Source organism: Streptococcus oralis, from assembly GCF_026782285.1.
Lineage (GTDB): Bacteria > Bacillota > Bacilli > Lactobacillales > Streptococcaceae > Streptococcus > Streptococcus oralis_CG.
Genome location: NZ_JAKUWG010000005.1, coordinates 24,305 through 39,901, shown reverse-complemented (window position 1 = coordinate 39,901; position 15,597 = coordinate 24,305). Strand labels below are relative to the sequence as shown.

Annotated in this window: 9 protein-coding genes and 1 pseudogene; 9 read left to right on the top strand and 1 reads right to left on the bottom strand. The window is 40.8% G+C overall.

The features are described 5' to 3' along the window. Positions 1-72 precede the first annotated feature (72 nt). The 5 genes and pseudogenes from MK403_RS04825 (at position 73) to manA (ending at position 4,298) form a co-directional block, all read left to right on the top strand. A complete protein-coding gene (locus MK403_RS04825) occupies positions 73-420 on the top strand; it encodes a VOC family protein (RefSeq protein WP_268709124.1) in 348 nt (115 codons plus the stop codon). A 204-nt stretch (positions 421-624) separates the two neighbouring features. Continuing rightward, a complete protein-coding gene (locus tag MK403_RS04820) occupies positions 625-885 on the top strand; it encodes a SemiSWEET family transporter (RefSeq protein WP_268709123.1) in 261 nt (86 codons plus the stop codon). Positions 886-970: 85 nt separating this feature from the next. Then, positions 971-1,549, top strand: coding sequence for a DUF3592 domain-containing protein (locus tag MK403_RS04815; protein WP_268709122.1), 579 nt, complete (start codon positions 971-973; stop codon positions 1,547-1,549). A 246-nt stretch (positions 1,550-1,795) separates the two neighbouring features. Continuing rightward, positions 1,796-3,234 (top strand): annotated as a pseudogene (locus MK403_RS04810) (6-phospho-beta-glucosidase). Between the two features lie 119 nt (positions 3,235-3,353). Next, positions 3,354-4,298, top strand: coding sequence for a mannose-6-phosphate isomerase, class I (manA, locus tag MK403_RS04805; protein ID WP_268709121.1), 945 nt, complete (start codon positions 3,354-3,356; stop codon positions 4,296-4,298). A gap of 40 nt (positions 4,299-4,338) precedes the next feature. Here the strand turns inward: manA and MK403_RS04800 are convergent, their stop codons facing one another. After that, positions 4,339-5,679 (bottom strand): sodium-dependent transporter, encoded by a 1,341-nt coding sequence (locus MK403_RS04800; RefSeq protein WP_268709120.1) that lies wholly within the window; start codon positions 5,677-5,679, stop codon positions 4,339-4,341. Between the two features lie 366 nt (positions 5,680-6,045). Here MK403_RS04800 and MK403_RS04795 point away from each other — a divergent pair, with 366 nt between their 5' ends. The 4 genes from MK403_RS04795 (at position 6,046) to pabB (ending at position 15,543) form a co-directional block, all read left to right on the top strand. Next, positions 6,046-6,786, top strand: a complete 741-nt coding sequence (locus tag MK403_RS04795; protein ID WP_268709119.1) for a MerR family transcriptional regulator — start codon at positions 6,046-6,048, stop codon at positions 6,784-6,786. Positions 6,787-7,027: 241 nt separating this feature from the next. Further along, positions 7,028-7,591 carry a TIGR01440 family protein gene (locus MK403_RS04790; RefSeq protein WP_268709118.1) on the top strand — a complete coding sequence of 188 codons (564 nt, stop codon included), beginning with the start codon at positions 7,028-7,030 and terminating at the stop codon, positions 7,589-7,591. Positions 7,592-7,593: 2 nt separating this feature from the next. Beyond that, complete coding sequence (locus MK403_RS04785) at positions 7,594-13,758, top strand: ZmpA/ZmpB/ZmpC family metallo-endopeptidase (RefSeq protein ID WP_268709117.1); 6,165 nt, start codon at positions 7,594-7,596, stop codon at positions 13,756-13,758. A 66-nt stretch (positions 13,759-13,824) separates the two neighbouring features. After that, entirely contained in the window at positions 13,825-15,543 is a 1,719-nt protein-coding gene (gene pabB / locus MK403_RS04780; RefSeq protein ID WP_268709116.1) for an aminodeoxychorismate synthase component I, read from the top strand. Positions 15,544-15,597: the final 54 nt, after the last annotated feature.

The following is a 15,597-nucleotide window of genomic DNA, read 5'->3' as shown; positions in this document are numbered from 1 at the left end:
ATATTCTTTGGTTTTCTTAGAGTAGAACTTGAAAAGATCGGAGTAATCCGGTCTTTTTATGGAGGATAGTAAATGAATTTAAATCAATTAGATATCATCGTTTCAGATGTTCCTCAGGTCTGTGCTGACTTGGAGCGTATTTTGGATAAAAAAGCCGATTATGTTGATGACAGTTTTGCTCAGTTTACTATTGGCAGTCACTGCCTCATGTTGTCACAAAAACATTTGGTTCCTTTGGAAAACTTTCAGTCAGGCATCATTCTTCACATCGAGGTTGAGGATGTAGAGCAGAACTACCAACGGTTGAAAGATCTTGGTATCACGGTTTTAAACGGCCCAGCTGTAACCGATTGGGGGACAGAATCCTTGCTTGTAAAAGGTCCAGCTGGTTTAGTGATTGATTTTTATCGTATGAAATAGGGCGCGTAGTCATTTGACGTTAACCTTAGCTATTTTTAAAACAGAAATTGAGAATGTGAATTATTAAAAGATCGGAGCAATCCGGTCTTTTTCTTATCACAAGATTGTGATAGTTTACATCTTCATAACAAAAGCTTCAAAGTCTTGATTGTTTTGAAAAAAGATTATAAAATATGATTCATAAAAATGAAAGAGGTTTTGAAAATGTCTGAAAAACAAATAAAAGTTTTGGGTTGGGTAGCGACCTTTATGTCCGTTATGATGTATGTCTCTTACTTCCCACAAATTATGAACAATCTGGCTGGTCAAAAAGGGAACTTTATCCAGCCCTTGGTTGCAGCCATCAACTGTAGTCTCTGGGTTTACTACGGTCTTTTCAAAAAGGAAAGAGATATCCCTCTTGCTGCAGCCAATGCACCTGGGATTGTTTTTGGTTTGGTAACGGCTATCACAGCTTTGGTTTAAAAAGTTTAAAATAGTTAGTATTCTTGTATCCTTTTTTATATTCTGTTAAAATAGAAGCCTAACGAAAGTTTAGGAGTGAATCAAGATGTCGACGAGTTTCTTTTTATTATTTGGCTGTATGATATTAGCGTTTGCTGCCTTTACGTATTTTATGTTCAATGAGTTGATTTTTAGTAGTTATTTAGATGATAAAAAATGTACTGAAAAAACTGAAGGAAAAATCACAAGATATTCTGCATTTCTTTATAACGATGTTAGTCTCCCAGTTGTAGAATATACTGTTGACGGGAATCAGTATAAGGTAGTGGGACCAAGATTTCTTTCTAGCGTATCAAAAACGGTGGCAACACCACTTAATTCTATCGTTTCTGAAGTAAAGTTGGAAGGTTTCGATAATGGAGAAATTCCACAAGTGTTAAGGTATCAGGTACGGCGAAATAGTTTCATTTCTGTAACAAAATCACCACTTATGGAGCGCTTCCCAATCGGCGGAAAGGTTACTGTTTACTATGATCCGAACAAACCTAAACTTTCTTACGTGGAAAGACCATTAAAGCCAGGTCGATTTTTATGGCTGACTAAACTATCAGTCTATCTTCTTATTCTAATGATGCTTGTTTCAGCTGTTTACATCATGTTTGTCCTTCCAAATCTTGTCAAATAGAAGTTGATTATTTTGTTCCCAAGCTCAACTTTCCATCATACGGTTCTATGTTTATACATAGAATCGTTTTTTGCTGAAGAAATCTTTGAAGAGGATTTCTTTAAAAAATCGAACCCTGAAAATTTGTCGGATTAAATGGAATCATATAATAGTATCATTATTCCGCAGTATTTCACAAGTAAAGGTCTGGATATTGGGGTATAATATAAGTAAATGAAGCAGTAAAATAAGAAAGTGGATAGAGATATGACTGAAAAACTAACTTTTCCAGAAGGATTCCTCTGGGGTGGTGCAACGGCAGCTAATCAATGTGAGGGTGCTTATAATCAGGACGGTCGTGGTCTTGCTAATGTGGATGTGGTACCGATCGGTCCAGACCGTGAGGCCATTATCACAGGTCAGAAAAAGATGTTTTCGTCTGAGGAGGGCTATTTTTACCCAGCAAAGGAAACCATTGATATGTACCATCATTACAAGGAAGATATTGCGCTTTTTGCAGAAATAGGCTTTAAAACTTATCGGTTTTCCATCGCTTGGACTCGGATTTTTCCTCAAGGTGACGAAGCGGAGTCAAATGAAGCTGGTCTAGCCTTTTATGAGGATCTGTTTAAGGAATGTCACAAATATGGGATTGAGCCTTTGGTGACTATTACGCATTTCGACTGTCCAATGCACCTGATTACTGAGTACGGTGGTTGGCGCGATCGTCGCATATTGGCCTTTTACGCAAATCTTTGTCGCACCCTCTTTACCCGTTACAAGGGCTTGGTCAAGTACTGGCTAACCTTTAACGAAATCAACATGATTCTGCACGCCCCTTTTTTAGGAGCTGGGATTTGTTTTGAAGAAGGAGAAAATCAAGAGCAAGTCAAATACCAAGCAGCCCACCATGAGCTGGTAGCCTCGGCTATGGCGACTAAAATTGCCCACGAAATTGACCCAGAAAACAAGGTGGGATGTATGTTGGCAGAGGGCAATATTATCCTAACACTGCCCATCCGAGAGACTACTGGGCAGCTATGGAGGAAGACCGTAAGAGTTACTTCTTCATTGATGTTCAAGCACGCGGGGAATATCCAAACTATGCCAAGAAGCAGTGGGAGCGTGAGGGAATTAAGATTGAAATGACGACAGAAGATTTAGATTTATTGAAGAATCACACTGTTGACTTTGTTTCCTTCTCTTACTATGCGAGTCGAGTGGCTTCAGGCGATCCAGAAGTGAGGAATCTGACAGCTGGAAATGTCTTTGCTTCCATCAAGAACCCTTATCTAGAATCTTCTGAATGGGGGTGGCAGATTGACCCACTGGGGCTTCGTATCACTCTCAATGCCATCTGGGATCGTTATCAAAAGCCCATGTTCATCGTAGAAAATGGACTCGGTGCTGTTGACATGCCAGATGAAAATGGCTATGTAGCAGATGACTATCGGATTGCGTACTTAGAGGCTCACATCAAGGCTATGCGAGATGCCATTTACTAAGATGGAGTTGACTTGCTTGGTTATACGACCTGGGGTTGTATCGATCTGGTTTCAGCTGGAACAGGCGAAATGAACAAGCGCTATGGCTTTATCTATGTGGACCGAGATAATGCAGGTCATGGAAGCCTCAAACGGAGTAAGAAGAAATCCTTTTACTGGTACAAGAATGTCATTGCCAGCAATGGTGCAAGTATTGAGTAGAGCACATTTGTTCACTATTTTTATAAAATCTTCTCTCTACTTTATAAGATGTGAAAAAGAGTTCAATTAGATCTAGCTTTTTGCTATAATGAAGTGAGAAAAACAGACAGGAGAATAAGATGTCAGAACCATTATTTTTACAATCAGTTATGCAAGAAAAAATCTGGGGTGGTACCAAGCTACGTGATGAGTTTGGTTACGACATTCCAAGTGAAAAAATCGGAGAATACTGGGCTATCTCAGCCCACCCAAATGGGGTTTCAAAGGTCGCTAATGGTCGCTACGAGGGAACAGACCTAGCTACTTTGTATGCGGAGCACCGTGAATTGTTTGGCAACCGTCCAGAGCCTGTATTTCCACTTTTGACCAAGATTCTCGATGCCAACGACTGGCTCAGTGTCCAAGTTCACCCAGACGATGCCTATGGACTAGAGCACGAAGGCGAGCTGGGAAAAACAGAGTGCTGGTACATCATCGCCGCAGACGAAGGATCAGAGATTATCTATGGCCATAATGCCAAATCAAAAGAAGAACTCCGCCAGCAAATTGAGGACAAGAACTGGGATGCCTTGCTGACAAAAGTGCCAGTTAAGGCTGGAGATTTCTTCTATGTGCCGAGTGGTACCATGCACGCTATCGGTGCAGGCATCTTGATTCTGGAAACCCAGCAGTCTAGTGACACCACCTACCGTGTCTATGACTTTGACCGTAAGGACGACAATGGCAACTTACGTGAACTTCACCTTGAAAAATCCATCGATGTCTTGAACATTGGTGAACCTGCTAATAGCCGTCCCGTAACTGTCAAAGCAGATGATTTGCGTTCCACTCTTCTTGTATCCAATGATTTCTTTGCAGTTTACAAGTGGGAAATCACTGGAAAAGTTGACTTTGAAAAGACAGCTGACTACAGTTTGTTTAGTGTCTTAGCTGGTCAAGGTCACCTCACTGTTGATGGAAAAAACTATCCGATTCAAAAAGGGAGCCACTTTATCCTACCAAGTGATGTTGAAGCTTGGATCTTGGAAGGTCAAGGTTTGGAATTGATTGTTAGCCATCCATAAAAAAGAAAGGGCCTGAGTTTACTACTCAAGTCCTTTTTGATTACATAAATTGGGCGATAAAGACCACAATGATGATAATAGGAATGATGAAACGAAGGAGGAAAAGCCAGACTTGGAAAAGTCCTTGTTTCCATGCTCTTTCATCAAGATGGAGTTCCTCCTTAGCAAGAGCCTTTTTAAAGATATAGCCTGTAAAAAGTGACAGGCAGAGAGCTCCAAATGGCATGAGGAGATTGGAAACTAAGAAATCCATAGCATCAAAGAAGGTTTTCCCAAAAATGTGAACATCCGACATAACACCATAGGATAGGGCTGAAGGAATTCCAAAGACAAAGGTCAAAATTCCTAAAATAGCACTCCATTTAGCACGCTTGCTGTTGTCCTGATTGGTGATATTGCCCACATTGATTTCCAGCATAACGACGGAAGAAGTGACCGTCGCAAAGAGGAAAAGCAAGAGGAAAAGGATGTAGAAAATGGTTCCAAAAGGCATCTTGTCAAAGAGTTGAGGCAAGACGATAAAGAGCATGCTTGGTCCCCCTTCAGACTGGATATTGAAGGCTGACATGGCTGGGAAAATGGCAAGTCCTGCCATGATGGATACCGAGATGTTCATAGCTACGATGGAAATCCCTGACTGGACCAGATTGGTTTTCTTGTCCAAGTAGGAAGCATAGGTCAGCATGGCTGTCACCCCTAGTGAGAGGGCAAAGAAAGATTGGCCAAGGGCATAGAGGAGACCAGCACTTGTCAGTTTTGGAAAGTCTGGTTTGAGGAAGTAGAGAACGCCTTCCATGGCATTTGGCAAGCTAAGAGAGCGCCCAATGATCACGACAAAGATGATAAAGAGCAGGGGCATCATGACTTTCGAAGCTCTTTCAATCCCTTTTTGAACCCCACGTGATACAATAAAGATATTCAATAAGATAAAGGCTGCTTGAGCTCCTAGGGCAATGGCTGGATTTGAAATGATTGAAGTAAATAACTGAGCATAATCACTCGTCCCAGCAAGCTGGAACAATTTTCCAAACTCAATACCCAGATAGACTAGAATCCATCCTCCAATGACACTGTAAAAGGAGAGTAGGATAAAGAGGGCAAAGGCACCAATCCAACCGATAAAGTTGTACTTGTTATTGTTGCCCAATTTTCCAAAGGTTTTGATAGCGGAAACGCCAGCACTACGGCCAAGGGCAAATTCAGCAAGGAGTAACGGGAAACCGATTAAAATGGTAGAAATGAGAAAGACTAGTAAAAAGCCTCCACCACCATTAGCAGCAGTCATATAGGGAAATTTCCAAACGGCACCAAGTCCGATGGCTGAACCAGCAGATGCTAGGATAAAGCCCAGTTTCGAGCCCCATTGCGATTTTTCTGACATAGTTGAAACTCCAATCTCCTTTTTTAAAATAAGAAAAGGCTACTTGAGTTGTCAAATAGCCCTCTCTCAATGGCTCTTTATGAGCCTTCTGTTTGATTGATAGACTTGACTATCCTATCATGTTTTCTAAGGTCTGTCAAGAAAACCATTTTCAAGTTTTCACACCTTTCTCAAAAAGTTAAAAATGTTCGCAAAAACGCTTGACTCTGACCTAAGGGGAGGGGTTATACTATCAATGTAATACTCTTCGAAAATCAAATTCAAACCACGTCAGTTTTATCTGCAACCTCAAAGCTGTGCTTTGAGCAACCTGCGGCTAGCTTCCTAGTTTGCTCTTTGATTTTCATTGAGTATAAGGAGGAAATCATGTACCATATAAAAGAAGCTGCGCAGCTTTCAGGTGTCTCTGTCAAGACCCTGCACCACTACGATAAGATAGGACTCTTGGTTCCCTTAAAGTCGGAAAACGGCTATCGAACCTATAGTCAAGAGGATTTGGAACGACTTCAGGTCATTCTGTATTATAAATATCTAGGCTTTTCTTTAGAAAAAATAGCAGAGCTGTTAAAGGAAAAAAGGACAGATTTATTGCCCCATTTGACCAGGCAGTTGGACTATCTAACTCGAGAAAGGCAACATCTGGATACCTTGATTTCCACCTTGCAAAAAACCATTCAAGAACAAAAAGGAGAAAGAAAAATGACGATTGAGGAAAAATTCACTGGATTTAGCTATCAAGACAATCAAAAATACCACCAAGAGGCGGTAGAGAAATATGGTCAAGAAGTCATGGGACAAGCGCTTGAACGCCAAAAAGGTCGCGAAGACGAGGCCACAGCCGCCTTCAACCAAGTTTTTCAAGCCTTGGCACAAAACCTTCAAGCTGGTCTGCCTGAAACAGCAGCCGAAAACCAAGAAGAAGCTGCTAAACTCTTGCAAGCCATTCGTACTTATGGATTTGACTGCCCTATTGAAGTCTTCGGCCATATCGGTAAAGGCTACGTCTATAACCCAGAGTTTAAGGAAAATATTGACAAGTTTGGACTTGGCACAGCCCAGTACACATCAGATGTCATTGCCCACTATGTTCAAACTCAGATAACATAAGCATCGCTGGAGATTTGTCCTGCTCCGCTAAAAAAGCTAAATCTTCTGTTTAACTTTTTTAGGGGACAGGTCATTTTAGTTGTTACTTTTTTGAAAAGCATTCTTGTCCCAGACTCTTTACTTTGTTACTAAAAAAATTCTTTTTTAAAGTTTTTGTAGTGACAACTCTGAGTGATTAGTTCGCCTTGATAAAATCAGTAAAAAAAGATATGATAGTAGGAGAAAAATGAGGTTAAGAGTGATGGACAAAAGTAGAATTAAAACAGAAACACAGCAGGTAATTGAAGATGTTTTGGAAAAGGCTGGATTGCCTGAAGGAAGCCTCTTTGTCCTAGGTTTATCCTCTAGCGAAGTTTTAGGTGGCCATATTGGCAAGGAATCCAGCCAAGAAATTGGCGAAATCATTGTGAAAACCATCCTAGATATTCTAGAGGAAAGAGGAATTCATCTAGCTGTTCAAGGTTGTGAGCATGTCAATCGTGCCCTGGTCGTTGAACGTCAGGTGGCGGAGCAGTTTGGTCTGGAAATCGTCAGTGTCCTTCCAACTCTTCATGCAGGCGGTTCAGGTCAGTTGGCGGCCTTCAAGTTTATGCAGGATCCAGTGGAGGTTGAATTTATCAAGGCTCATGCGGGATTGGATATTGGAGATACCGCAATTGGTATGCATGTCAAGCATGTGCAGGTTCCGATTCGACCAGTTTTGCGTGAGATTGGTCATGCCCATGTAACGGCTCTAGCTAGTCGTCCAAAACTCATCGGTGGTGCGCGTGCACAGTATCCAGAAGATTCTATTAGAAAGATATGAGAATGAAAAAAAGAAAAGAACAGTTTCAAAAAAACCTAAAGTATTCTATTCGTAAATTGACTGTTGGAGTTGGTCCTGTAGCAATCGGGGCCTTTCTTGTTGGTGCCAGCTTGTTATCAGCTGGTAAAGTCCAAGCAGATGAATTAGCTGAAGTGAATTCAGTCCATTATCGATATTTGGCAGAGCAAGAATTAACCGAATCTGAAAAAGCCTTGATTCATCATGAAGTTCCTGCAGAATTTCATGATGAAGATATTATTTATGTCGTTTATCGCAAGAAGGCAACTAACAGTCAACAACTTCCCTATACAGGAAGTAAAGAATTTGCTTTAGCAGGTCTTGGTCTTGCAACAGCATCTTTAGCTGTTTTTTTGGTGTCTAAAAAACAGCGTCGGAAAGTTCTTGGAGTGCTTTTGATTGGTTCTCTTGGTGTCAGCAACTTCATTCCTTTTGCTACTTTTGCCTTTGAGAATAAAGAGTTGCTTTCTTACAATCAAACGATCTCGGCCTCCTCAAATGAAGAACTAGCGAAAGGTGTGATCGATATTGGAGGATATGAGTATATTGGTTATTTTAAAGGAACTGACATAAAAGTAGCTAGTTTTTCTAAAAAAGGGAAGCTCCTCGATCAAGATAGTTTGCCAGCGTATACTGGAAAACTTGAAAGCAAGGGTACTCAGGAGTCTGGTAAAGAAGGTGAATCCCTTGTTCAAGATAGTTTGCCAGCCTATACTGAAAAACTTGAAAGCAAAGGCACTCAAGAAGAAGACAAAGAGGGTCAATCTCTAATTCAAGATAGTTTGCCAGCGTATACTGGAAAACTTGAAAGCAAGGGCACTCAAGAAGTAGGTAAAGAAGGCGATTCCCTTGTCCAAGATAGTTTGCCAGCCTATACTGAAAAGCTTGAGAGTAAGGGTACTCAGGAAGCTGGAAAAGAGGGTGAATCCTTAGTTCAAGAGCCTCGGGCAGAATATACTGGAAAACTTGAGAGCAAAGGTACACAAGAGTCTGGTCAAGAAGGTGATTCCCTTGTCCAAGATAGTTTACCAGCCTATACTGAAAAACTTGAGAGCAAGGGTACTCAGGAATCCGGTAAAGAAGGCGATTCCCTTGTCCAAGATAGTTTACCAGCCTATACTGGAAAGCTTGAAAGCAAAGGGACTCAGGAAACTGGTAAGGAAGGTCAATCCCTTGTCCAAGATAGTTTGCCAGCCTACACTGAAAAGCTTGAAAGTAAAGGCACTCAGGAATCTGGAAAAGAAGGCGAATCTCTAATTCAAGATAGTTTGCCAGCCTACACTGAAAAGCTTGAAAGTAAGGGTACCCAGGAAACTGGTAAGGAAGGTGACTCCCTTGTTCAAGATAGTTTGCTAGCCTATACTGAAAAACTTGAAGGCAAAGGTACTCAGGAAACTGGTAAGGAAGGTCAATCACTAATTCAAGATAGTTTGCCAACGTATACTGGGAAACTTGAGAGCAAAGGTACACAAGAACCCGGCAAGGAAGGTGACTCCCTTGTTCAAGAGGACCTTTCAGAATATACAGTAACTGAAGGAACAATTACTAAAGACACAATCGCAGAGATTGATTACCAGACGGAAATCATTGATGATCCTACAAAGTACACTGACGAAGAAACAGTGGTTCAAAACGGTGAAAAAGGAATCCAAGTTACCAAAACGACTTATAAAACTGTCGAAGGTGTTGAGACTGACCAAGTTTTAAATACAACAACCACTGTCATCAAAGAACCAGTCACTAAAAAAATAAGTCATGGTACGAAACCAATAGAAGGAACTCTTGTAGAAGAAAGTCTTGAAAAAATTCCGTTTAAGGAGATAGTCGAAGAAGACGCGCAACTGAAAAAGGGCGATAAAGTTACGGTCCAAGAAGGAAAAGACGGTCAGAAAAAGGTTATCAAAACCTACAAGACCATCAAAGGAATCAAGACGCAGGAAGGGCCTGAAATTCTTGAACAGGTCATCGAGTTAGCCCAAAACCGTATTGTTAAACTAGGTACCAAAAACTTCGAAAAGCCAGTGTTGACTTTTTCAAGGGTTGATATTCAGGATTTGAAACGCTCATCTCAGATTTACTATAATCTGGAAAATCCAAGTAAGGCAGCGATTAAATCGATCACTTTAACCCTGAAAAAAGGCAACGAAGTTGTCAAAACCATGACGGTTTCACCGAATAACTTGACTGCAACTCTAACAGATTTGCAGTATTACAAGGATTATAAACTCGAAACAAAAATGGTTTATGATCGTGGTGAAGGAAATGAGGAAGAAATTCTCAAAGAAGAACCACTGAGAATTGATTTAAAAAAGGTCGAAGTTAAAAATATAAAAGAAACAAGCCTCATAAGTGTCGACGACAATGGCGTGGAAACGGATAGTAGTTTCTTAACCTCTGTTCCAAGTGATGTAAGACCTTACTATCTAAAAATTGCTACACGTGATAATAAGATGGCGCGTCTTGCGATTGACAAAATTGAAGAAGTGATAGTCGATGGAAAAACGCTTTATAAGGTCACTGCCAAAGCGCCTGACCTCGTTCAGCATACAGATGGCAACCAGCTCAGTGAAGAATATGTCCATTATTTCGCCAAACCAAAAACTCATGAGGGGAATGTCTACTACGATTTCAATGAACTTGTAAAAGCAATGCAGGCCAATCCATCTGGTGAATTTAAAATTGGTGCGGACTTGAATGCGGTCAATGTTCCTGCAGCTGGTAAATCATATGTAACGACGAAGTTCCGAGGCAAGCTATCAAGTGTAGACGGTCAACGATACACGATTCATAACATGGAACGTCCACTATTAGGTGATACCGAAGGCGCCCACATCCATGACCTTAACCTTGGTAAGGTAAACATTCATATGCCATGGGCCAATAGAGTTGCTCCCTTGGCTGCTGTTATAAAAAACACAACGATCAATAATGTGAAAGTAACGGGTACAGTTGTTGGAAATAATGACGTATCAGGTTTGATCAATAAAATTGATAATAACGGCAGATTAACAAATGTGGCATTCATTGGTAAGCTTCATGCTGGTGGGAATCAAGGCGCCTTTCTTGCTGGAATTGTTGGAGAAAACTGGAAAGGTTCCGTTGAGAAGGCCTATGTTGATGCACAGATAACAGGTAATAAAGCGAAAGTTGCAGGCATCGCCTATTGGTCACAAAATGGTGGGGACAACCATGCAGTTTATCGGGACGGAGCCATTAAAAAATCTGTAGCTAAAGGCACTATCGATGTGAGAGAACCGATTAGCGCGGGTGGTGTTGTAGGCAGTACAAATGCCTTGGGTTCCGTTGAAGACACTGTTTCAATGATGAAAGTTAAGAACGGTGAGATTTTCTATGGCTCATCTGATATTGATGATGATCCTTATTGGACAGGTGACCGCTTAAATCGAAACTTTGTTGTTACTGGCGTGAGTGAAGGAAAATCTTCATATAGATATTCTAAACAACAGCATCGTATTAAGCCTATTTCGCAAGAAGAAGCAGACAAGAAAATTGCTGCTCTGGGAATCACAGCGCATGAGTATGAAATTAAAGAGCCTGTTGTAGATAAATTAAACCGTTTGACACAGCGTGAAGACGAGTACAAGGCCATTCAAGACTACAGAGCTGACCGCGAACTTGCCTATCGCAATATTGAAAAATTACAACCATTCTATAATAAAGAGTGGATTGTCAATCAGGCTAATAAACTAGATGCTAGCTCAAACTTGGTGACCAAAGAAGTCCTTTCTGTTACTGGTTTGAAGAATGGACAGTTTGTAACAGACTTGTCAGCTATTGATCAGATCATGATTCACTATGCTGATGGTACCAAAGAAGAATTGGCCATCACTGTCAAAGCTGACTCTAATGTAAAACAAGTCAAAGAGTACGAAGTGACCAACCAGAATATCGTTTATACGCCAAATATGCTAGTGAAAGATCGTGCTGGTTTGATTGCAAAGACAAAAGAAACATTATCCAGTGTAGAATTGATTTCTCCTGAAGTGCGCGCTCTTATGGACAAGCGGAACAAACCGCAAGAAAACACGGATGAACGAAAAAATGGTTACATTCGCGATTTATTCTTAGAAGAAAGTTTTGATGAAGTAAAACAAAATCTTGGAAACTTGGTGAAACAAATTGTTGAAAATGAAGATCATCAACTAAATGATGATGAAGCTGCTCAACGTGCTTTCATTAAGAAAGTTGAAGACAATAAGGCCAACATTATGATGGGGCTTGCTTATTTGAACCAATACTATGGCATTAAATATGATGGATTGTCGATCAAAGATATTATGATGTTTAAACCAGATTTTTATGGTAAGAACGTGAATGTCTTAGATCGCTTGATCACTATCGGCTCAAAAGAGAACAATCTTAAGGGAGACCAATCCCAAGATGCGTATAGTCGAGTGATTGCAGGTGCTACAGGTAAAGGAAGCCTTCATGAGTTTCTAACATATAACATGAAATTGTTTACAAATGAAACCGATATGAATGTTTGGTTTAAAAAGGCAATTGAAAAGAATGCTTATGTGGTAGAACAGCCATCATTGAACCCCGATTTTGCTCATAAGAAGTATCGTCTGTATGAAGGGATTAATAATGGCGTGCATGGTCGGATGATTTTGCCTCTATTAAACTTGAAGAACTCGCATCTTTTCATGATTTCGACCTATAATACCATTTCTTTTAGTGCTTTTGAAAAATATGGTAAAAATACTGAGGAAGCTCGTGAAGCCTTCAAGAGTGAAATCAATAAGAGAGCAAAAGAGCAGGTGAACTACTTAGACTTTTGGTCAAAATTAGCTGCCGATAATGTACGTAATAAGCTCCTCAAGAGTGAAAATAGTGTTCCTACACCTGTTTGGGACAATCATGATGCGCCGGGTATCGGTTGGGCAAACCGATATGGTCACAAGGATGGGAAACCAGATTATGCTCCGATTCGAGAGTTCTTTGGACGGATCAATAAATATCATGGCTATCAGTATGGATATGGTGCTTACGCATATATCTTTGCCGCTCCAAATCAGCAAGATGCTGTCTACTTTGTTATGACAGAGTTGATAAGTGATTTTGGTACATCGGCCTTTACGCATGAAACGACTCACGTGAATGATCGTATGGCTTACTATGGTGGTTGGTATCATCGTGAAGGGACGGACTTAGAGTCCTTTGCGCAAGGTATGCTCCAGTCACCATCGTTGACAAATCCAAATGGTGAATACGGCGCCTTAGGTTTGAACATGGCTTATGAACGTCAGAATGATGGCAATCAAATCTACAATTATGATCCAAATAAGTTAAAGAACCGTGAAGAAATTGATCACTATATGAAGAACTATAACGAGGCTCTGATGATGCTGGACCATCTAGAAGCAGATGCAGTTATTGGAAAACACTTGGACGACAACAGTAAGTGGTTCAAGAAGATGGACCGAGAATGGCGTACGAACGCTGAGCGAAACAATCTGAAAGGCGAGCCACATCAATGGGATAAATTACGTGATTTAACGGATAATGAGAAGAAATTGACGATTACGAGCATTGATCAATTGGTTGATCATAACTTCGTTACAAAACATGGTATGCCAGGGAATGGACGTTATCGTTCGGAAGGTTTTGACAGTGCTTACCAAACCGTAAATATGATGTCGGGTATCTTTGGTGGTAATACTAGCAAGAGTACAGTTGGTTCGATTTCATTCAAACATAATGCTTTCCGTATGTGGGGATACTATGGTTATCTTAACGGATTTATTGGTTACGCTTCAAACAAATATAAGGCGGAAGCCAACAAGGAAAACAAAGGGTTGTTGGGTGATGACTTCATTATCAAGAAAGTTTCTAATGGCCAATTTGATACTCTTGAATCATGGAAGAAACATTGGTATAAAGAAGTCTATGACAAAGCTCAAAACGGCTTCACTACAATCGAAATCAATGGCAGATCTATCTCTACTTATGCTGAGTTGAAGTCCTTATTTGATGAAGCTGTTCAAAAAGACCTAGATAGCATGGAAAATCCAAATATAAAGAATCATTATAAAAATACTGAAGATCTTAAATGGAAGGTTTACAAACAGCTCCTTCAAAAATCAGATGGATTCTCTGGAAATTTATTTGCCAAAGCATCGTTATAAAGTCGAAATGACTAAAAAGGTGGATCAGCTTAAGCTGCATCTGCCTTTTTGTGCTATACTAAAGGTATGCATAGAAAAACAGTGATTGATTTTAGGGCTTTGGGTGAGAGATACATCTTTACCCAGCCGATCAAAGAGTTAAAAACGAGAGATTTAGCAGAAGTGTCAGACTTGCTGGCACAAGTGGAAAGCTACCAAGAGCAAGGCTATTATGTCGTGGGCTATGTCAGCTATGAGGCTGCACCTGCTTTTGAGGAAAAACTAGCAGTTCACAAGGCTCCTCTACTGGGAGAGTATTTGCTTTACTTTACGGTTCACGAAAGGGTTGAAACATTCCCTATTCCTCTGACTTATGAGGAAGTAGACCTGCCTTCAAAGTGGCAGGAAGTAACGTCAGCAGAGGACTATGAAAAGGCGATTGCCCAGATTCACCATCATTTGCGTCAGGGGGACACCTATCAGGTTAACTACACCGTCCAACTCAAGCAAGACTTAAGTGCCAATCCTTTTGACATTTACAATCGCATGGTGGTAGAACAGGAGGCGGGCTACAATGCCTATATTGAACACGATGAGATGGCAGTGATTTCCATGAGTCCAGAGCTCTTTTTTGAGCAAAATGACCGGGAATTAACGACTCGTCCAATGAAGGGGACAACCCAGCGGGGAGTGACTGACCAAGAAGACCTTGCCCAAGCTAGCTGGCTAGAACAGGATCCTAAAAATCGGTCTGAAAATATGATGATTGTGGACCTCTTGCGCAATGATATGAACCGTATTTCTGAAGTTGGAAGTGAACATGTGGAACGTCTTTGTCAAGTGGAGCAGTATTCAACCGTTTGGCAGATGACTTCGACCATCAAGAGTCAGTTACGAGCAGATGTGGACTTGATTGCCATTTTTCGCTCTCTCTTTCCTTGTGGTTCCATAACGGGTGCACCCAAAATTGCGACCATGGAAATTATCAAGAACTTGGAGCCCCACCCGCGTGGAGTCTACTGCGGAACGATTGGTCTCTTGCTTCCAAATGGGCGACGAATTTTTAATGTCGCCATTCGAACCATTCAACTGCATCAAGAAAAAGCCATCTATGGAGTGGGTGGTGGCATTACATGGGATAGCACTTGGCAATCTGAATACCGTGAGGTTCATCAAAAGGCGGCAGTTCTTTATCGTAAACAAGCTCGTTTCCAACTGATTACAACTGGGAAAATCAGCCAGAAGAGCTTGCTGTTTGAAGAGCAACATTTGGAAAGACTGACAAAGGCGAGTCGATATTTTGCCTATCCTTTTGATCCAGAAAACCTGAGACAAAAGATAGAGGAAGAGTGCAAAGTTTGTGATATTAATCAAGACTACCGTTTGCGAATTAGTCTCAGCAAATCTGGAGAGCTGGAACTCAGTCGCCAAGTATTAACACCCCTCAGTCAAAGTTTCTGTCAGGCTAAACTCTGTTTACAGGAAGCGGATTTACAGCAAGCATTTACCTACTTCAAAACCACTCACAGACCGCATTTGAGTATAGGGGAGCAAGAGAAGATTTACCACAATAAGTCAGGAGAACTGCTTGAGACCTCCATTGGAAATCTGGTTCTGAAAATTGCCGGAAAATTCTACACACCGCCTATCAATCTTGGCATCTTGTCAGGAATCTATCGTCAGCATTTGCTAGAAACAGGACAGGTAGAGGAAAAAGTCTTGACTTTGGCAGACTTGAACCAAGCGGAAACTATCTATGGCTGTAATGCAGTCAGAGGCTTGTATGAGTTGACGCTTGAATCTTAAGTTGGCAAACTTTGAAATAAATAAGATGACAGAATTAAAATAAATTCACGCAAA